We start from the raw sequence: 19,105 nt of genomic DNA on the forward strand, positions 1-19,105 counted from the left end.
TCAGATTACGTTCTGGAGAGGGCGGGTGGTGCGGGCGGCGCTCGCTGCCCGCGGCGAGGGGCGCAGGGGCCACCAGGCATGTTCCCCGAGGAGCAGCAGGATCGACGGCAGGATCATCATCCGGATGACCACCGCGTCCAGCAGCACCGCGACGGCCAGGCAGAAGCCCATCTGCTTCATCTCGGTGAGGTGCAGGAAGCCGAAGGCGGCGAATACCGTGACCATGACCATCGCCGCGCTGGTCACCACCTTCGCCGACCGGCCGATGCCGTCCAGCACTGCGGCGCGGGCCGTCATTCCGCCCTCCATGGCCTCCTTGATGCGGCTGACCACGAACACCTGGTAGTCCATCGACAGGCCGAAGAGGATCACGAAGAGGAAGAGCGGTACGCGCGATGCGATCGCGCCGAGGGAGTCGAAGCCCAGGAGGCCCTCGGCCCAGCTTCCTTGGAAGACCGCGACCAGTGCTCCGAGTGCGGCAGCCGCGGACAGCAGGTTGAGGACGACGCCGATCAGACCGATCATCACCGACCGGAAGGCCACCACGGTCATCACGAAGGTCAACAGCAGCAGGAAGCCGATGACGATCGGCAGTTTGCTGTTCTCGTGCGCCACGTAGTCCCGGCCGCGGGCCACATCGCCGCTCACCGCCGTGTCCACACCGGGCAACTTCCCTACGGTTTCGGGCAGATACCTCTCACGGAGGTGGTCCAGCGACGCGATCGCCCGGTCGGAGGGCGCTGGGTACGGCACGGCCAGCTCAAGGACACTGATCCGCCCGTCGGCCGAGGTGTGTACCGTCGGCTCGGCGTTCCGGGCGAACAGCGGATCCTTCCGGGCCCGCCGGCCCAGTTCCACCAGAGCCTGCTTCACCTGTCCGGCCCGGTCCGGGGCGGATCGGGCGACGACCTCGTGTTTGACGAGAAGTCCGGGGAACTTCGCGGTCAGCCGGTCGTACACCTGCATGGCCGGGATGGAGCGCGAGAACGTGTCCTTGCCCGGGTCGATGAGCTTCAGGCCGAGCGCCGGCGCGGCCACGCCGAGCATGACCAGTACGGATACACACAGGGTGATCGCGGGATGCCGCTGCGCGGGCCGCATCAGGGCGCCGAACACCCGCCCGTTCTCGGGCTTCACCGGCTTGCCCCGGCCCGCCCGCCGGGCGGCCTTCTTGGCGGCACTGCGTTCCGTACGATGACCGGTCTTCACCAGCAGTGCGGGAAGCACGGTGAGAGAGCTGATCACGGCGACCGCCACGACCAGGATGGTGCCCGTCGCCAGCGAGGAGAAGATGACGTCGGTGGCGAGATAGAGGGTGGCGGTGGAGACGATCACCGCGAGACCGGAGACCACGATGGCCCGGCCCGCTGTTGCCGCCGCGAGCTCCACCAGTGCTTCGGGACCGAGCCGGCCATCGGCGCGGACCCGTTCCTCGCGCTCGCGCTTGAGGTAGAAGAGCGTGTAGTCGACGCCCACTGCCAGACCGATGAGCAGGATCATGTTGGTCCCGACCCCGGCGTCCGGGAGGAGGTGGGAGGCCGCCATGGCCAGGCCCAGGGCGGCGGCGATCGAGGAGAGCGCAAGCAGCAGCGGCACGCCGGCCATGACCACCGAGCCGAAGACAAGCAGCAGGATGACGAGCGTGACCGGCAGGGTGATGCGTTCCGACAGGGCGAGGTCTTCACCACGTTGGTCGTTGACGCCCTTGCTGATGGCGGGCGATCCGGTCTCCTCCACGACGAGGCCCGGGTGGTCGGCGGCCACCTTCGCCGTCTGGCCGAGGAGCGGAACGACATTCTTCTTGCCGTCCAGCTCCGGGCCCTTCAGGACCACCGTGACGCGCAGAGTCGTGCCGTCCGCGGAGCGGACCGGGTCCGCCACACTGTCGACCTCGGGCAACTCGGCCATCCGGCCTGTCAGGTCGTGGACCGCGGAAGCGGCCGCCGCCGTGTCCAGTGGGCCGGACCGGGAGGAAATCATCACGTGCTCGGTGGGCCGGCGCTGCAGCCCGCCTTCGGTCGCCATCGATTCGGCGTGCCCCGCCTCCCCCACCCAGAAGTCCTCGGTGGTGGCCGCGTTGCTGCCGGCGGCCATCCCGGCGCCGAGACACAGAATGACGAAGACGAACCAGCCGGTGATCGCGCGCCACGGATGCCTGGCACTCCAACGAGCCATACGTACTGGGCGATTGAGGTTTCTCATGCCTCAAATGCTGGACCGCAGGACCAATCCGCCGGCAGCCTCTACCGGTTGAACCGCATGTCCACCGGTCGGTGGACACAGGGGCCTCCTCAGACTTCCCTGCGGCCGCCGAGGCCCAGGTGGATCGAGGTGCGTCACCTCACCGAAGGCCGGCCGACCGCGTACGCAGGGCAGCGGCGACGGACTCCAGAACCTCGATGGGGCGCAGCAAATCCCCATGGCCGATCGGTGGCCTGCCCGTACGGGCCATCTCCAGGAACGCTTCGAGACCCGGCACGCAGTAGTGGGCGTCGAGGGTGAGAGTCTGCTCGACCACGGTGTCCTGAGTGAGCACCATTGCGTGGAAGGGGATTTGGTGCGTGTCGTTCGGCTTGACGAAGTTCACAAGGACACGGGTGCCGCCCGCGGTGAATGACGCGGTGACTGTGGTGTCGGTGGTGTCCGTGCGTACGTCGGAGATCTCACCGGGGGCGAGGCGGAGAGCTACGTCCACCGGGTGGATGCCGTAGAAGAAGATCCCGCCGTACTCGCCGTCGGGATCGGCAGGTCCGGACGTGACGACCACGTGCGGTTGCCCGCCCCGCGCGGTCCGGGCCACCAGCGCATCGGTGTCGGGAATCCAGCGGAGCGCCGAGGATGACGTGAGCGGCGCGTCGTGGGCGAGCGCGGTGTCGATCATGGCCTGGGCGTCCTCGACGGTGCAGGCCAGCGGCTTGTCGACGAATACCGCAAGCCCCTCGGCCAGGAAGGGGGTCGCCTGGTCGCGGTGGTGCGCGCCGTGCCGGTCCGCGACGATGACGGCGTCCACCAGTCCGAGCAGGCCGGTGGGCTCGTCGACGATCTTTTCCACCCCTCCGGTGGACGCGAGTGTGTCGTTGCGCCGGCTGTGCCCGCCGCTGAGAGCCACGACGCGGGCGCCGCCGCCCGCCTCGTGGACGTTGAGGTGGCTGATGATGTGGTCGACATGAGTGTTCTCGGTGCCAACGATCCCGATACGCATCAGGAGAGGCTACCTTCACGGTGACAGGCAGGTTGAGCGCACTCCTCGGCACAGGGAGGGCGCCCCTGGTGCTGTGGCTGAGTTGAGCGTCCCGCAAGGGGCCAGGAACCCCGCGCTGCGCCGACAGAGCGGGGTTGCCGGCCCGACGGGCCCGACCGTACAGCCGCGCCGGACGTCAGTTGAGGGCGGCTGCCAGGATGGCGGCTGCATCGGCGATCAACGGGTCGTCCGCCTCGGAGTCGGCGTCGTGCTTGGTGGACAGAACAGCCATCACGATCGGCCCTTGGCCGGGCGGCCAGACGATGCCCACGTCGTTCGCGGTGCCGTAGCTGCCGGTGCCGGTCTTGTCGCCGACGGACCAGTCCTCGTGGAGGCCGGCGCGCAGGCGTTTGCCGCCGGTCGTGTTGGCCAGCAGCCACCCGGTCAACCTCTTCCGGTCCCCCGCCTCCAGCGCGCCCCCGAGGACGAGCTGCGCGTAGGTCTTCCCAATGGCGCGAGGGCTGGTGGTGTCGGTCACACGCCCTGGTTCCGCCGAGTTCAGCTCCGGCTCCCAGCGGTCGAGCCGGGTCACCGAGTCTCCGATCGACCGGCAGAAGCGAGTCACGGACGTCGGTCCGCAGAGCCTTTCCATCAGGAGGTTCGCCGCGGTGTTGTCGCTGTACGAGATGGCCGCGCCGCACAGATCCTCGACCGTCATCCCATGCGCAAGATTCTCGGGCAGACCGGTCACCGGCGCACCTCCCGACCTCTTGATGTCCTGCTTCGTGTAGTGAATGACTTTCGAAAGGAACGTCCCGTCATGGTCGAGGTCCCTCAGGACGGCCCCGACGGCCAATGTCTTGAACGTCGAACACATGGGGAAGCGCTCTTCCTCCCGGTGGAGGACGCTCCTGCCCGTCACCGTGTTCCACCCGAACACCCCCAGCCGAGCGGCATGCTCCCGTTCGAGGTCGCGCAACTTCCGCACCGCCTCGCTCCCCGGGCCGAAGGTCTCCGCGGCCGATGGCATGGGAACAGCAGCCAGCGCCGCCCCCAGGCCACCGGCGAGCACTGCACGGCGTGACGCACCCCTGCTTGATTTCAAGATCTCCTGCCTTCCTGCTCGTGCGGTCGTACTGCCTGTACACGACGCTTCCGGCAGACCACCGGTTGCACCACGAAGCGAGCAGGCCCCGTCCAGGCCCTGTTCCCGTACGGCTGCCGTCACCCGGCAACTGGTTCTCCGTGGCGGATCAGAGGTATGCCTGCCCGGTTCCTCGATGGGTGCCGTTGCGACGTCACGATGTCACCTGCGGGATGGGCGGCTCCTGGGAGACGACGGACCCCGGTCTGTGTGACCCCCCGCGCCCGGCTCCGGCAACCCCGCACAGGCCGGGGTCCGTCAGGCCCGGCCCGCGCTCAGCCGGCCGAGCAGGTCGTCCGTCATCAGGTCGCCGTCCGCTTCGACGTCCTCGTCGATCGCGCCCAGATCGAGACGGTACACACGGGTGCGGTCGCGACCGTGGCGGCGCATGAACAGTCCGCCGCCCCCGCTGTCGTCGCCGACCAGCACCCAGTCGGGCGCGTACCCGGGCACCTCGAAGGTCTCGTTGCGTTCCTGGAGGCAGTGCGGCCCGTAAACCAGAACGCCGTTGTCGAGCAGCGCGCCCGGCGGCGACCGCCACAGACGGGCGACCGCCGGATTGGGGCCGTCCCCGAGCCCGCGCAACCGCGACACCTGAACCAGAAACCCGGCGAAGGACTCGGCCACCAGGTACTCACCACCGTCCAGCCCGTCACGGCGTACGACCGGATGCTCCCCGCCCCCGGCTTCCCCTGTCCGATCGAGAGCGAAGTGGTAGCTGTCACCGCAGTCGCAACTCGGACTCCTTCTTGGCCTGCCCGACGGCCCCGGCGTGGCGGGGCAGCCGGACGGTCAGTTCGTCGCCGAGCCGGTAGATCACATGGTCCGAACCGGCCGGATCGAGCAGCTTCAGGGGCAGCTCGGCCCACTGCGGGAACTGCGTATCGACCAGCCGACTGACCAGTGCGGCATTGATCGCGGGGCGCGTGTCCGCGGCTCTCCCGGTTGCCAAGAACGCCTTCTGCGTCCGGCCCGCTCCGTGCGGCGGGCAGCAGAGGCCATCTCAGTGCGTCGCGGGCTCGCCTGTCGACCGGAGTTCGCCACAAGCACGCGTGGCCCGCCGAAGAGGCCGGAACCCTGCCTGGGACGATGCGCTCCTCTCACCGGGGGACGGACCGGCCGGCTGAGCCCGGTGCGGTTCAAGGTCGTTGAGGACCGCTTCGCGATCACTCAGCGGTGGCGAGTCGGTCGTGCGGCTGGACGGTGACGAGGGCGATCCCCGCGCAGCACACCGCGAGGAGCATCAGTTCGGCGGTCGAGGGCGCGGGCGCGGTGTTCAGTGCCCAGTCGCCCAGGCGCACGGTGAACGGAACGGCCAGCTGCACAGCTGCCGTGAAGATCGGCCCGCGGAGCAGAGCCGGTGTTGTAGGGGCGCGGGAGGCGGGCAGCGGGGCTCGGAGCCGTACGGCCTGCCCTGTCGCCCATGGACACCCCCCGTCCGGTGGCTGCCACGGCTTTCGTCCGCCACGAACAGCCGCAGCTCGGACCGCCCATCATGGTGCGCCCGGGCGAAGGCGTCCACCGACTTGCGTGCCCTGTGGGAGCCTCACTCCGGCCAGGGGGAATCCAGGATGGTGTCCACGAAGTTGCCCCGCTTGAACCCGGGTACGTAACGCTCCAGCACATCGGCCTTCACATTGCCGAAAGTGGTGTCCGGCTTGGCTTCGATGCCTTCGGTGAAGGCCCGGAGAATGCGCTGTTTGAAGTCGGGGCGGGGATGGAGGGCGACGATCGACGCACGGTCCGCGTCGCCGATGTCGGCGTATCCGATGCCGAGCACGTCGTACTCCACCCCCGCGGTCACGAGGGCGACCTCGGGTTCCATGAACTGTGGAACTCCCGGCGTCGTGTGGAGCGCGATCGCCGTCCAGACGCGGCGGATGCTGTCCTCGGGCACGCCGTGGCTCTGCAGAAATCTCCGTGCCTCGTCGGCGCTGTCCACCTCGAACCGGCGCCCGCTCCCGCGGAACTCCTCGTTGAGGCCCAGGTCATGGAACATGGCTCCGACGTAGAGAAGCTCCGGGTCGAAGCTCAGCCCCTTGTTCTGCCCCTGCAGGCTGCCGAAGAAGTAGACCCGGCGGGAATGGTGGTAGATCAGGTCGTCGGTCGTGTCACGCACCAGCTCGGTGGCCGCGGCGGCCACCTTGGTGTCGGGCACCGTCACTCCGGTGGCGGCAGGGAGGTCGGCACTGCTGGGCATGTGAACTCCTTCGGTGGTACGACGTGTCGGCTCTTCTTCACCGATTCTTCAGCCTTCGGCTCTCCCCCGCCCGGTCAGCCACCGGCTTCCTCGTCCCTGTCCGCCGTGGAGAAATGGAGATGGGCCAGGTCGTGCGGGATCGGGCCGTCGGGACGGAACAGAGGCGCGCTCTCCCCGTCGGCGGCCGTGGCCGGAGCGTCCGTGAGGCGAAGGCGGGTGCGCAGCCGCCCGTAGAAATCGTGCGGGCCGAGCCTGATGACGCGCAGACGACGGGGGGCCGCGTACACCCCGAGCCAGTCTCCGGCATCCAGTACGCCGCGCAGCTGGCCGTCGATCGTGACCGCGCCCTGCCCCGAATGGGGCAGGACCCGCACCGCGACCGGTTCGTCCGGCGCAACGACCACTGTGCGGTTGAAGGTCATGTGCGGTGCGACGGGTGTGAAGAGGACGGCGTCCATACGTGGTGAGACCACCGGACCGCCTGCGGCGAAGCTGTAGGCGGTCGACCCGGTGGGGGTGGCCATGATGACGGCATCGGCCGAGTACGAGGCGAGGAGCCGGCCGCCGATATAGACGCCGAGACTCACCTGCCGGTCGCGCGCGAGCTTCTCCACGACGACGTCGTTGAGGGCCGTGACATCCAGCGCCACGCCCCAGCCCTCCGCCGCGGCCTCCGCCTCCAGGTCGACATGGGGTGGGGGCAGCATCGGACGGCGTCCGTAGCCCATCAGGGCGTCGATGTCCTTGGGCACTTCAAGTACGCGAGAGGTCCTCATCGTCAGCGTCATGCGCTCCTCGACGTCGGCCCGCCCGCGGTGGACGGCGTCGAGCGCCCGGACGACGTCCTCGGCCGGCACCTCGGTCAGGAAGCCGACCCGGCCCAGGTCGATCCCGAGGACGGCGGCGTGGTTCTTGGCCGCGATCCTGGCGCCGCGCAGAAACGTGCCGTCGCCTCCGAGCGTCACGATGAGATCGGGGTTGCCCGCGACATCGGCCTCCTCCCGTCCGCCGCGACGGCGCGCGTCGCCGCGCCACACGTCGATGTCCGTGCACGGAACGGCTTCGCCCGCACACCAGTCGCGTACGACGCGCGCCGCGGCAACGGCCTCGGGACGGCCCTGGTGGACGACGACTCCCACCCGCTCGACACTCATCTCGCTCCGGCTCCCGTACTCCGACGATGTCGCGATGTCCTGGTCCCACCTTGATGGTCCATGGGTGTGCCGGCTACGTCGCCGGGCCGACAGACCGTTCCCGGTCAGGCGATCGGGCCCCTGGGAGGGCAGCGTGATCGGGCCGCTGCGGGCGCAGCGTGGTCCGCCCACCGCGCGGCAGAATGATGGGGAAAGGTTCGCCTGCTCTTCATGCACGGGACGCGGCCGAGTCCACCCGGTGGCTCCTAGGGTTGCGACGCCCCACACCCGTGTGCTCGTCACTTCTGTCCGGAGGACAGTCATGACCGCAGTCCAGGCGTCCAGGCACAGCCGACGCTCCCTCACCGCGCTGGCCGGGGCCGTGGCTCTCGCCGCCGCCTCGATCGGCCTCTGGGCCACCACCGGTTCCACCGCACAGGCCGCCGGTCTCCCGGCCCCCGATCATGTGGTGGTCGTGGTGATGGAGAACCACGCCTACACCCAGGTGATCGGCGCCTCCGGCGCCCCGTACATCAACAACACTCTCAAGGCGGGTGGCGCCGACCTCACCCAGTCCTTCGGGCTGACCCACCCCAGCGAGCCGAACTACTACATGCTGTTCTCCGGCTCCAACCAGGGCCGCACCGACGACAGTTGCGTGGGCGTCGGTTCCCTGTCCGCGCCCAATCTCGCCTCCGAGCTGATCGCCGCCGGAAAGACGTGGGCAAGCTACAACGAGACGCTGCCCAGCCAGGGTTCGACCGTCTGCAGCAGCGGTGACTACGCCCAGAAGCACAACCCCTGGTTCGGTTTCTCCAATGTGCCGACCAGCACGGCGAAGACCATGACGCAGTTCCCGGCCGACTTCACCGCCCTGCCGAAGGTCTCATTCGTCGTACCGAACCTGTGCAGCGACATGCACGACTGCTCGGTCTCCACCGGTGACACGTGGATCAAGAACAAGCTGGGCGCCTATGCCGACTGGGCCAAGACCCACAACAGCCTCCTGGTCGTCACGTTCGACGAGGACAACAAGCTGTCGGGGAACCGCATCCCCACCGTCTTCTACGGTCAGCACGTCACCCCCGGCAGCTCCAGCGGTGCCACCTACAACCACTACAACGTGCTCCGCACCCTGGAGGACCTGGCCGGCCTGACGACGCACGCCGGCAATGCGGCCTCGGCGTCCGACATCTCCGGCATCTGGAACTGACGTCTGTGTATCTCGCAGACTCCCGCAAAGCCGAAGCCGCCGCCCCGGGCACCCGTCCGGGGCGGCGGCCGGCGGCGTTACCCGGCACCGTCCTTGCTCTCGGCGCCGTCAGCCTGATCACGGACATCTCCTCGGAGATGGTCAGCGCTGTCCTGCCGCTGTATGTGGTCACCGTCCTTGGCCTGTCGCCGCTCGGTTTCGGTGTGCTGGACGGCATCAACAACGGCGTCGGCGCCCTGGTACGACTCTCCGGCGGTCACCTCGCCGACCGGGGTGGTGGCCGCCGGCACAAGTCGGTGGCGGGCATCGGTTACGGTCTGTCCGCGCTCTGCAAGCCTGTGCTGTTGTTCGCCCACAGCCTTCCCGTGATCAGTGCCGTGCTCGCGGTGGACCGCACCGGCAAGGGGCTGCGAACCGCGCCCCGGGACGCGATGATCTCGCTGGCCAGCCGGCCCGAGCACCGGGGCAGAGCGTTCGGCGTGCACCGCGCCATGGACACCACGGGTGCCCTGCTCGGACCGCTGGCGGCCTTCGCCGTTCTCCGGGCCGCTGTCGACGGCTACGACGCGGTCTTCGCGGTGAGCGGCTGCGTGGCCGCGCTCGGGGTCCTCGTGCTGGTGCTCTTCGTGCCCGGGCAGATCGCTCCGAAGGACACCGAGCCGTCCCGGAACCGCCCCGCGTTGCGCGACTCGGTCGCCCTGCTGCGCCGCCCCGGACTGCGCAGGCTCACCCTGTGCGCCACCCTGCTCGGCCTCACCACGGTCAGCGACTCGTTCCTCTATCTGCTGCTCCAGCGCGAACTGCGGCTGCCCGCCCAGCTCTTCCCGCTGCTCCCGCTCGGCACGGCCGCCGTCTTCCTGCTGCTCGCCGTACCCATGGGCGTGCTCGCCGACCGCACCGGCCGCCGTCGGCTGTTCCTGGCGGGCCACGGCAGCCTGCTGCTCGGGTACGGCCTGGTACTGGCCCCGCTGCAGGGTGCCCCGGTGCTGATCGCCGTGCTGGTGTTGCACGGCGCTTTCTACGCCGCCACCGACGGGGTGCTCGCCGCCGCCACCGCAGGGGTCGTCCCGGCAGAGCACCAGGGCGCCGGGCAGGCGCTGGTGGGCACCGGTCAGGCCTTGGGAAGGTTCGCCTGCTCACTGGCGTTCGGCTCCGCCTGGAGCCTGTGGGGCGGACGGACGAGTCTCGCCGTCACGGCCGCCGCGCTGGCCGTGAGTGCCTTGACAGCCTCGATCGTCCTCCGCGGCACCGATCGTGACGCGCAGTGTTCCGCAGACCGTGACACGGATGAGGTGTCCGCATGAGCCGAACCAGCCGCCTGGTGACCCTGCTCCTCGCCGTCCTGCTGCTCGGGACGGCCGGGACCGCTGCGGTGCTGCATGCCGCGGACCGGTCCGACGGACGCGACCAGGAGCAGGCGGGTGGTCCCCCTGTCCGGAGCGGTACCGTCTCGCTCCGGACGGCCGGAGAGCGTCAGTTGCTGGTACGCAACCTGGCCTGGGGCCCGCACCGCGACGAGATCGCCACCGTGCCCGCCGACCGGCCGAACGGTGCGCGGACCGTGTCCGGCGTCACATGCCTGCGCTTCCACGCCGCTGCCGGTACCGGCATCTGTCTGCAGGCCCGGCGCGGCGCGCTTCAGGACACCTATCGGGCCGTCGTACTCGACTCGCGCCTCCATGAGCTGCACCGCTTCCCGGCAGCCGGCATTCCCACCCGCGCCCGGGTCGCACCGTCCGGCCATCTGGTCGCCTGGACGGTCTTCGTCAGCGGGGACTCCTACGCGGGGACCGACTTCTCCACCCGCACCGCCATCGTCGATACCCGCACCTGGGCGATCGACGACAACCTGGAGACGTACACCGTCACCAAGGACGGCAGGCGCTACCACGCCTCGGACATCAACATCTGGGGTGTCACGTTCGCCGATGACACCCGCTTCTACGCCACCCTGGCGACCCACGGCCGGACCTACCTCGTCCGGGGCGACGTCACCGCCCGCACCCTCACCACCCTGCACGGGAACGTCGAATGCCCTTCGCTCTCGCCGGACGGCACCCGCATCGCCTACAAGAAGCGCGTCCCGGGAGCCTCGCCCGACGCCCCGTGGCGGCTGTATGTGCTCGATCTGCGCCGCATGTCACAGACTGCGACCGCCGAGCGGCGCAACATCGACGACCAGGCGGTATGGGCGGACGACTCCACCCTCGTCTACGCCCTCCCCGGCGACTACGGCTCGGACCTGTGGACCGTCCCGGCCGACGGCACCGGTGCGGCCCGCCGGCTGATGACCTCCGCCGTCGCCCCGGCCTATCCGGGGTGACGGCTCAGCGGGCCGGGCAGAGTGCGGGACGCGGGTCGCGAGTCCCGGTCATCCGGTCAGGACTGCGCGTCCTCCGGAATAGTGACCAGCCAGCGGGTGTCCCGGCGGGGCCGCAGATACAGCGCCCAGTAGAGCGTGGCGACCGCTGTGATCCCGCCGGTCCACAGCAGGTACTCGGTCTCCTGCTGGGTCAGGATGTACGCGAGCACGGCGATGAGCAGTACGGGAATCGCAGGCCACAGGGGCATGCGCCAGGCCGGTGCCTCGCGGTGCGTGCCGCGGCGGCAGAGCAGGGCGGCGACCGCGACCAGCAGGTACATGCCGGTGACGGAGACGCCGGTGACGCCGTACAGGGTGTCGAGGTTGACGAAGCAGAGCGCCGCGCCGGGGACGCCGACGACCAGGGTCGCCACCCACGGGGAGCCGAACCGGCCGAGTCGGGACAGGGCGTTGTTGATCGGCTCGGGCCACGCCTTGTCACGGGCGGAGGCGAACAGGACCCGTGAGTTCTGGATGACCATGACGATGCCCGCGTTGATGATCGCGAGGGCCACGCAGAGGCTGACGAACGTACCGACGGCCGAGTTCGACCAGGCGGCGACCATGGTGTTGAGGTCGCCCGAGGTCAGGGTCGCGAGGTCCGGGGCGCCGAGCGTGATCGCGATGACCGGGACGAGGATGACCGCAGTGGAGATGGCGAGGGTGGCGAGCACGGTGCGGGCCACGTTGCGCCGCGGGTTCTCCAGTTCCTCCGAGAGGTAGACAGCCGTGGAGAACCCCTGGGTGATGAAGAGCGCGATCGCGAGCCCGGAGACCACCATCATCGCGGTGACCGTGGAGGTCGTGCTGCCCGACGAGGCGACCGACCCGTGCACCAACGCGGAGGCCCCACGCTCGGAGTGCGCGAAGCCGAGAACGGCGACGACACCCGCCGCGATCACTTCGAGGACGAGGAAGATCCCGGTGATCCACGCGTTGGCGCGCAGGTCCAGGAGACCGGCGAGAGTGGCGAGGACCATGACCCCGGCGCCCGCGGCGGGAGCCGGAATGTGCACGACGGGAGCGAGATAGTCGGCCGTCCCCATGGCGATGACCGGGGGCACGATCATCACGACCAGCAGGGAGAGCACGAAGACGAGCCACCCGGCCAGCCGTCCCGCCATGGTCGACACCATGGCGTACTCACCTCCCGCGCTCGGTATGAGGGTGCCCAGCTCCGAGTAACAGAAGGCGACCGCGATACAGAGCAGCGAGCCGATGGCGATGGTGAGGGCGGTGTACGTGCCCAGGCTGGAGAACAGGTCGGGTACGACCACGAAGAGTGTCGAAGCGGGCGTCACGCAGGAGAGCGTGAGCAGCGTCCCGCCCACGACGCCGATGGAACGCTTGAGCTTCTGTGGAGTGGGGCCGGTCGCTGGGGCGAGCGCCTGGGGAGCGCTGAGCGTTTCGGTCATCGTGCGATTCCGATCAACAGGTGCGGTGTCTGAGCGCGGGAGCGGTATCGCCTCCAGACGAGGACGTGGTGAGTGGTTTCGTCGCTCCCAGCGCGACATGCAATCCTGACGAGTTCCGCAGGTCAAGAGGCGTTCACCTTCGGAATTCGTTGTTTCGGCGAGCAGATCTGACGATTTGGCGTTAAGAGTGCGTCATTGTATGGGGATCGGCGGGTGCGGGAACCGCAGCAGGATCCGGTGCAAAGTTTCGCCCATTCCAGATTCCGGAAGGGTGCGGGCGTCCTGGAGCGCCGCGATGCGCGGATGGCCGCGGGTCGCGCATCCACGGTCTTGATGCCAGCCTGGAGACATGGCTTGGGCGTCATGGACGACTCGCGGTGTGTTCTCCGGGCACGGTGGCGTGCTCACGGAGGAGGTCGGCGTCCTGTCCGGAGACCTGACCGTCCACACGACCTGGGCCGATGACACGGCCCAGGTCACCGTGCAGTACACGGGTGCGATCGACTGGTTCACCATGTCGGGCAGCCCGGTGCCGTGCTGCTCGGAGGACGACAGCCGGCGCCTTCACGAGGCGGTGGTGGAGTCCGTCCGGGAGGGGTCGGCGGCCACGGTTCCGAGGCCTCCGCCACAGAAGCCGGAGCAGCCGACGGAGAGCGCCCAGGAGTGAGGGCTACGTCGGCGGGCGCGCGCCGGGCCGCGATCACCGTTCCGTTCGGGACGGTCGTGGCACTCCGGTCGGGGACATCGATCCGTCCCGGGCTGATGATCGAGTTCATCGGCCGGCAGTCCCGGCGCAGGCTCGGCCGGTAGCTCGTCATGGCCGTGGCATGGCCGACGATGGTGACCGACGATTCGGTCACCTTGATGCGGTAGCCGGGGGTTTCGACCGCACCCGCGCTCCCGGGAACCGGGGCACCAGCAGCGATGCAGGCGACGGGCAAGCCGGGCACGGTTTCGGCTCAGGGCCCGGTGCACGCGCACCCTCAAGTCCCGGATCGCTAGGATCTCTCGCGTGACAAGAGCATTCAGCGGCTGGACAGAGCAAGCGTTCGAGCTGCTCCTGCAGTTGGAGGGCATGCCCTCGCAAGAAGCTCGCGAGAAGCGCCGAAAGGACCGGGAGCGTCTCGTACGGCAGCCCATGATCGCATTGCTGAACGATGTGGCCGACGCGGACCAGGCGTACGAGGACTTCTCCGTCTGGGGGTTCCGCAAGGACCCTTGGTGGTGGCAGCACCAAGGGGCGGTGATCCGGATCGCACGCAACGTCGAGATCGGCCTCCGCTTCGACCTCGACGGGCTCCGCATCAAGGGCGGCTGGACCTACCCCGACCCGGGGCAGGTCCCGTTGTTCCGTACGGCCGTTGCCGCGCAGGGCAGTGGCCCCGAACTGGTGTGTGCCATCGAGGCGCTGGGGGCTCAGGGGTACGAGATCACCGGTGACACCATGAAGCGCATGCCGCGCGGCCATGACGCCGGTCATCCCCGTGCCGACCTGCTCCGGTACCGCTCGGTCTCCGCTGCCCGTCCGCTCGGTGGGGACTGCGCGCAGCACACGTCGGCGCTGGTCGACGCCGTGCTCCGAGCAGCGCAGGAGTTGGAGCCCCTGCTCTCCTGGCTCGCCGGCCATGTGACCGTTCCCGGCTCCCGCCGACGCCCCACATAACGTCGCCTCCGCATGCTGTCCACGCGGGTGAGCGGCCGAAAGGCGGCCCCTGACCGACGGGTGCGGTCCCTTCCCAGGGGCTTGTCCAGCCCCTGGTCACCCGTCGGTACTGAACCGCCAGCGGCGCTGCTGTGCGTCAGTAGGCCCCGAACACGTTGTCGATGGAGCCGTACTTGTCAGCGGCGTAGTTGCACGCTGCGGTGATGTTGGCGATCGGGTCGTAGCTGTCCATCGACGTACCGGGCACGTGGTAGGCCCGGAACGTGGGGTCGATGATCTGGAGGAGGCCCTTGGACGGCGTGCCCTTGGCGGCGTTCGAGTCCCAGTTGTTGATGGCCAGGGGGTTGCCGGAGGACTCGCGCATGACGTTGCGGTGGATTCCGTCGTAGCTGCCGGGGATACCGTGCTTGGCCATGACCGCCAGCGACTCCTTGATCCAGCCGTTCAGATCGTTCGTGTACGTCGCGGGCGTCGCGGCCGGTGCGGCAGTGACAGTCGCGGAAGTCTTGGACTCGGCCTGGGCACCGATTGTCAGCTTCATGCCCGGGCGAATCTCTGCGGGGTTGTCGCCGACGATCTCTCGATTGTCCTCGTACAGCTTCTTCCAGCCACCGCTGAGCGAATGCCCCCGCGCGATCTTGGAGAGGGTGTCGCCGGCGATCACGGAATAGATGGTGGGCGCGGCCTTCTGCGCGGTCTTTTCCTTGACGGTGGCGACGGTCGACGCCGCAGCCTTGGACTGCGCCGGCGCGGCCGAGGCGAAGCCGGCACCGACCAGCGGAAGCACGAGAGCGGCTCCGCCCGTGGTCGCGACGATGAGACCGCGGGTCAGCGAAGTGGACTTACGACGACGGTGGATACCCGTTGCAGACATAGCGAATTCCTCTCCGTCGCCTACGAGGTGAGCTGTCGGGTTCGGACTGAAGATGTCCGGCCGCACACGAATGCGGCTTCACCCCGAGCCGTTCCGGATACCGGATCGGCGACTTACCTGGGTCCCCCGTTCCTGCCGTACATGAGTGGTCGGATTGCCGGACGGCGGCAGGATTCGGCGTTCCGTCCGGATTGACGGTGACCGTAGGCGAGAAACGCCGAAAGGAACAAGCCCCTATTTTTGGATCACAATTCATTCGCAAGATCGAATCACGGAATTGGCAGTAATCCACTTCACACCGCGAAGCCAAATTTCCTTGCACAGAAGGGAACCGAGCAGCGCGCCACGGCGTCTTGAACTCCGAATGTGACTCACACCACGAGATTCCCAAAACGGGCAATTCGGTCAGCGCCCAAGAGTCACAACCCCCCCCAAGTGCCCCTTTATTGACCAAGAGATCAATTCTAAGCAAATCACCCATACTGGGACATTCGTATGTCGATCCGGATGCCTCTCGGGCCGACCGCACCCGACAGGGCTCCACGACCTCCCGCCTCCCGGCCGACCGGTCCGCGGGGCGCTCGTCGCGCTCCCCCACACGACATCGAGGCTTTGCCTTTCGCCATCCGGGCCGTTATCGTTTCCAACGGCTCTGTTGTCTCCGATAGAGGTGGACGTTGCGCATCTGAGGTTCGCGATCATCGCGCCGTACGGCTTCAGCCGTACGCCCGTCACGCAGTAGCAGTGTTCAGTCCTGCCCGTGACCCCGCGTGGATGCGACCTCGGTGCATGAGCCGTCCCTCGATCTTTCGGACCGCCGCACCTCCCTCTCGGTTCGGTCGCTGCGTGGTGCTCGCATACGAAGCCCCCATTCACCGCGCTTGCGACTGCGAGGATCACCATGGCGACACCCACCGCCCCCAGCGCCTCTCTGACCTGCTCCGCCCTGTCCTTCCAGTGGCCGGACGGCACGACCGTCTTCGACGGGCTCTCCCTCAGTATCGGCCGCGGCCGCACCGGTCTCGTCGGGACCAACGGCTCGGGCAAGTCGACACTTCTGCGACTGCTGGCCGGCCAACTGCGCCCCTCCCAGGGCTCGGTGACCGTCGGTGGCAGCCTCGCCCACCTCCCTCAGAACATCACGCTCGACACGACGCTGCGTGTGGACGAGACCCTGGGCATCGCCGGGCGGCGCACTGCGCTGCGCGCTATCGAAGCCGGGGATGTGGACGAGAAACACTTCGAGACGATCGGCGACGACTGGGACGTCGAGGAACGAGCCCTCGCAACACTGGGGTCACTCGGACTGGGCGATGTCGAACTGGACCGCACCGTGGGCCAGATGTCCGGCGGGGAGACCGTCCTGCTGCGCCTGGCCGCACTGCTGCTGGAGCATCCCGACGTTCTCCTGCTGGACGAACCGACCAACAACCTCGATGTTCTCGCTCGCCGCAGGCTCTACGAGGCCGTCGACTCCTGGCGCTCCGGTGTCCTGGTCGTGGTGAGCCACGACCTCGAACTGCTGGAGCGCGTGGACCGCGTCGCCGAACTGCGCTCCGGATCCGTGAACTGGTACGGAGGCGGCTGGTCCGCCTACGAAGAAGCCCTGGCCACCGAACAGGAAGCCGCCGGGCGGATGTTGCGGGCCGCCGAGGCTGACGTACGCCGGCAGAAGCGCGAGCTGGAGGAGACCCATGTGAAGCTGGCGCGCCGTCAGCGGCACGGCAGGAAGATCGAGGCCGAGCGGCGGCTCCCGAAGATCCTCGCCGGCGGGCGGAAGCGGTCCGCGCAGGAGTCGGCGGGCAAGCTTCGCGGCCTCCAGGAGGACCGGCTGAGTGAGGCGCGCGAGCGCCGCGAAGAGGCCGCGGACGCGATCCGTAACGACGCCGAGATCCGGGTGAGCCTTCCCCACACCGCCGTTCCCACCGGACGTACCGTGCTGAGCCTGCACGAACTGCGTCCCCGGTTCGGCAGACTGCACGAGGGCAACCTCCATGTGCACGGTCCCGAACGGATCGCGCTCGTCGGGCGCAACGGCGCCGGCAAGACGACACTGCTGCGCACCCTCACCGGCGAGCTGGCTCCGCTGTCCGGCGAGGCCAGGACGTTCGTACCGCTGCGGTTCCTTCCACAGCGGCTGGATGTGCTGGACGAGGAGCTGAGCGTCGCGGCGAACGTCGCCCGCATGGCTCCCGGGGTCACCGACAACCACATCCGCTCCCAGCTCGCGCGCTTCCTGTTCCAGGGGAAACGCGCGGAACAGCCGGCGGGCACCCTCTCGGGCGGGGAACGCTTCCGCGCCGCGCTCGCGGCGACGATGCTCGCCGCGCCGGCCCCGCAGCTGCTGATGCTGGACGAGCCGACCAACAATCTCGACATCGCCAGCGTGCGACAGCTGACCAGCGCACTTGAGTCCTACGAGGGTGCGCTGCTGATCGCCAGCCACGACCTGCCGTTCCTCGAATCGGTCGGCATCACCCGCTGGCTGCTCCTCGCGGAGGAGCTCCGGGACACCACCGCGGAGGAGGTGGGCGACCTGCTCGCAACACCGGGAGCGGACTGAGCGGCCGCCTACGTCCGAGAGGCCGGGCTGGTCCGGCCCCTCGGACGTACGGGAGGGATGCGGGCCTTCAGCATGACGAAGGCCCGCACCCCCTGCCAGGGGTCAGAGCCTGGAGATGATCTTGTTCATCTTCTCGATCTCGGCGGTCTGGGCCGTGATTACGGCGCCGGCGAGCTTCTTCGCGTCGGCGTTGCTGCCGTTCTTCTGCTCGTCCTCGGCCATGGTGACCGCGCCCTCGTGGTGGCCGATCATGAGCTGGGCGAACTTCTTGTCGAAGTCCTTGCCCTTGGCGGCTTCGAGGTCACTCATGTCCTTGTCGGACATCATCCCGGGCATTCCCGAACCGTCCGAGCCGTGGTCCATGCCGGGCATGTCCCCCATCGAGGCCGAGGCCGAGGGAAGCGGCTTGCCCCAGGACGTCAGCCAGCCCTTCATGGTGTTGATCTCGGGATCCTGGGCCTTCTCGATCGCGGCTGCCAACTCCTTGATCTCGGGGTCGGCGGCGCGGCCGCCGGCCAGCTTCGCCATCTCGATCGCCTGCTGGTGGTGCGGGATCATCTGCTGCGCGAACTTCACGTCCACGTCGTTGAACGCACTGCCGGGGGTGGCAGGCGCGGAGGAGCCGTGGTCCATGCCGGGCATGGACGAGCCGTCGATCTTGGATCCTTCGGAGGAGCCGCAGGCCGCCAGCACCAGAGCGAGTGAGGCGACGATGCCGGCGGCCGCGAGCGCGCGGCGGCGGGCAGGGGAAGACAGGGAAGCGGACATCACACGTTCTTTCCAGGTGGATGCGCCACGTCCGTGGCGCGCGAAAGGGACAGGATCATCAGGCCGGTCCGGCCTGATGACCGGAGCCGGCGGACACCTGTCACGTCCGCGCGATGCACACCTGGAGCAGTAGATCCCTGCCGGCGAACGGCGGACCCCGCCGTGCCGGTCCGCGCACCGCCGTACGTCGCCGCCCGAGCACCCATACGGCCAGGACCACGAGGCCCAGCGACATGAGGAGCGGCAGCAGGCGATCGCGGGCGTGGGTGGATACGCACGACTCGCCGTTCATCCCTGGCATGGCGGCGGCCACGTGGGCGGTGCCGTGCGCATCCGTCAAGGCTGTGTGGTCGGCACCCGTCGTCGTGGGCATGGGCGCTTCCGGAGTCACGGCCATTGCGCCGTGGCAGCCCTCGGCGGCGCTCGCGGGGGCCCCATGCATGAGGAACAGTCCGCACAGGACGGCACACAGCACGAGCAGCCGGGACGCTCCCGGTGTGCGCGTCCGTCTGCGATCCACGGCTGCCTCGAATTCTCGGTCGTACGGTCCTGCGGTACGAGCCCGAGGATACCCCCGCAGGGTTTCCCC

General features: G+C 68.8%; 17 protein-coding genes, 3 pseudogenes and 1 riboswitch. Of the genes and pseudogenes, 8 read left to right on the forward strand and 12 right to left on the reverse strand.

Features of this window, described 5'->3' with window-relative positions; all coding sequences use genetic code 11:
- The 8 genes and pseudogenes from NRF20_RS04260 to NRF20_RS04295 form a co-directional block, all read right to left on the reverse strand.
- Window positions 1–2,202, reverse strand: coding sequence for an MMPL family transporter (locus NRF20_RS04260; protein WP_413752033.1), 2,202 nt, complete (start codon window positions 2,200–2,202; stop codon window positions 1–3).
- Between the two features lie 139 nt (window positions 2,203–2,341).
- Window positions 2,342–3,202, reverse strand: a complete 861-nt coding sequence (locus tag NRF20_RS04265) for a Gfo/Idh/MocA family protein (protein WP_413752034.1) — start codon at window positions 3,200–3,202, stop codon at window positions 2,342–2,344.
- Between the two features lie 175 nt (window positions 3,203–3,377).
- Window positions 3,378–4,289, reverse strand: a complete 912-nt coding sequence (gene bla, locus NRF20_RS04270) for a class A beta-lactamase (protein WP_398631653.1) — start codon at window positions 4,287–4,289, stop codon at window positions 3,378–3,380.
- Window positions 4,290–4,583: 294 nt separating this feature from the next.
- Window positions 4,584–4,952, reverse strand: coding sequence for a hypothetical protein (locus tag NRF20_RS04275; RefSeq protein ID WP_398631626.1), 369 nt, complete (start codon window positions 4,950–4,952; stop codon window positions 4,584–4,586).
- A 112-nt stretch (window positions 4,953–5,064) separates the two neighbouring features.
- Window positions 5,065–5,277: pseudogene (locus tag NRF20_RS04280) on the reverse strand (phosphotransferase); the annotation flags it as partial.
- A gap of 214 nt (window positions 5,278–5,491) precedes the next feature.
- A complete protein-coding gene (locus NRF20_RS04285) occupies window positions 5,492–5,650 on the reverse strand; it encodes a hypothetical protein (protein ID WP_398631625.1) in 159 nt (52 codons plus the stop codon).
- A gap of 221 nt (window positions 5,651–5,871) precedes the next feature.
- A complete protein-coding gene (locus tag NRF20_RS04290; protein WP_398631624.1) occupies window positions 5,872–6,525 on the reverse strand; it encodes an HD domain-containing protein in 654 nt (217 codons plus the stop codon).
- A 74-nt stretch (window positions 6,526–6,599) separates the two neighbouring features.
- Complete coding sequence (locus NRF20_RS04295) at window positions 6,600–7,679, reverse strand: NAD(+)/NADH kinase (RefSeq protein WP_398631623.1); 1,080 nt, start codon at window positions 7,677–7,679, stop codon at window positions 6,600–6,602.
- A 301-nt stretch (window positions 7,680–7,980) separates the two neighbouring features.
- Between NRF20_RS04295 and NRF20_RS04300 the strand changes: the two genes are divergently transcribed.
- From NRF20_RS04300 to NRF20_RS04310, 3 genes are read left to right on the forward strand one after another with little or no spacing between them, the layout of a single operon-like run.
- Window positions 7,981–8,871, forward strand: coding sequence for an alkaline phosphatase family protein (locus tag NRF20_RS04300; RefSeq protein WP_398631622.1), 891 nt, complete (start codon window positions 7,981–7,983; stop codon window positions 8,869–8,871).
- 5 nt (window positions 8,872–8,876) lie between these two features.
- Window positions 8,877–10,175, forward strand: a complete 1,299-nt coding sequence (locus NRF20_RS04305; protein WP_413752035.1) for an MFS transporter — start codon at window positions 8,877–8,879, stop codon at window positions 10,173–10,175.
- Window positions 10,172–11,194, forward strand: coding sequence for a TolB family protein (locus tag NRF20_RS04310; RefSeq protein ID WP_413752036.1), 1,023 nt, complete (start codon window positions 10,172–10,174; stop codon window positions 11,192–11,194). Before NRF20_RS04305 ends, NRF20_RS04310 begins: the two co-directional genes overlap by 4 nt.
- A 56-nt stretch (window positions 11,195–11,250) precedes the next feature.
- On the opposite strand, the gene NRF20_RS04315 is transcribed toward NRF20_RS04310, so the two are convergent.
- The gene (locus NRF20_RS04315) at window positions 11,251–12,648 is read right to left on the reverse strand and encodes an APC family permease (protein ID WP_398631619.1); all 1,398 of its coding nucleotides are present in this window, start codon (window positions 12,646–12,648) and stop codon (window positions 11,251–11,253) included.
- A gap of 349 nt (window positions 12,649–12,997) precedes the next feature.
- Here NRF20_RS04315 and NRF20_RS04320 point away from each other — a divergent pair, with 349 nt between their 5' ends.
- The 3 genes from NRF20_RS04320 (at window position 12,998) to NRF20_RS04330 (ending at window position 14,311) form a co-directional block, all read left to right on the forward strand.
- Window positions 12,998–13,315 carry a hypothetical protein gene (locus tag NRF20_RS04320; RefSeq protein WP_398631618.1) on the forward strand — a complete coding sequence of 106 codons (318 nt, stop codon included), beginning with the start codon at window positions 12,998–13,000 and terminating at the stop codon, window positions 13,313–13,315.
- Complete coding sequence (locus tag NRF20_RS04325; protein ID WP_398631617.1) at window positions 13,312–13,458, forward strand: hypothetical protein; 147 nt, start codon at window positions 13,312–13,314, stop codon at window positions 13,456–13,458. Before NRF20_RS04320 ends, NRF20_RS04325 begins: the two co-directional genes overlap by 4 nt.
- A 202-nt stretch (window positions 13,459–13,660) precedes the next feature.
- Window positions 13,661–14,311: a DUF2461 family protein gene (locus NRF20_RS04330; RefSeq protein WP_398631616.1), complete on the forward strand. Its 651-nt coding sequence runs from the start codon at window positions 13,661–13,663 to the stop codon at window positions 14,309–14,311.
- A 136-nt stretch (window positions 14,312–14,447) separates the two neighbouring features.
- Here the strand turns inward: NRF20_RS04330 and NRF20_RS04335 are convergent, their stop codons facing one another.
- Window positions 14,448–15,185, reverse strand: a complete 738-nt coding sequence (locus NRF20_RS04335; RefSeq protein WP_413752037.1) for a LysM peptidoglycan-binding domain-containing protein — start codon at window positions 15,183–15,185, stop codon at window positions 14,448–14,450.
- 4 nt (window positions 15,186–15,189) lie between these two features.
- Window positions 15,190–15,375: riboswitch (cyclic di-AMP (ydaO/yuaA leader) on the reverse strand.
- A 711-nt stretch (window positions 15,376–16,086) separates the two neighbouring features.
- On the opposite strand from NRF20_RS04335, the pseudogene NRF20_RS04340 reads away from it, so the two are divergent.
- A pseudogene (locus tag NRF20_RS04340) lies at window positions 16,087–16,701 on the forward strand (ATP-binding cassette domain-containing protein); the annotation flags it as partial.
- 120 nt (window positions 16,702–16,821) lie between these two features.
- Window positions 16,822–17,563, forward strand: a pseudogene (locus tag NRF20_RS04345) (ATP-binding cassette domain-containing protein); the annotation flags it as partial.
- Window positions 17,564–17,850: 287 nt separating this feature from the next.
- Here the strand turns inward: NRF20_RS04345 and NRF20_RS04350 are convergent.
- Both NRF20_RS04350 and NRF20_RS04355 read right to left on the reverse strand, forming a co-directional pair.
- Window positions 17,851–18,516: a DUF305 domain-containing protein gene (locus NRF20_RS04350; protein WP_398631615.1), complete on the reverse strand. Its 666-nt coding sequence runs from the start codon at window positions 18,514–18,516 to the stop codon at window positions 17,851–17,853.
- Between the two features lie 100 nt (window positions 18,517–18,616).
- A complete protein-coding gene (locus NRF20_RS04355; RefSeq protein ID WP_398631614.1) occupies window positions 18,617–18,889 on the reverse strand; it encodes a hypothetical protein in 273 nt (90 codons plus the stop codon).
- Window positions 18,890–19,105 lie beyond the last annotated feature (216 nt).

Source organism: Streptomyces sp. R-74717 (genome assembly GCF_047305335.1).
Lineage (GTDB): Bacteria > Actinomycetota > Actinomycetes > Streptomycetales > Streptomycetaceae > Streptomyces > Streptomyces atratus.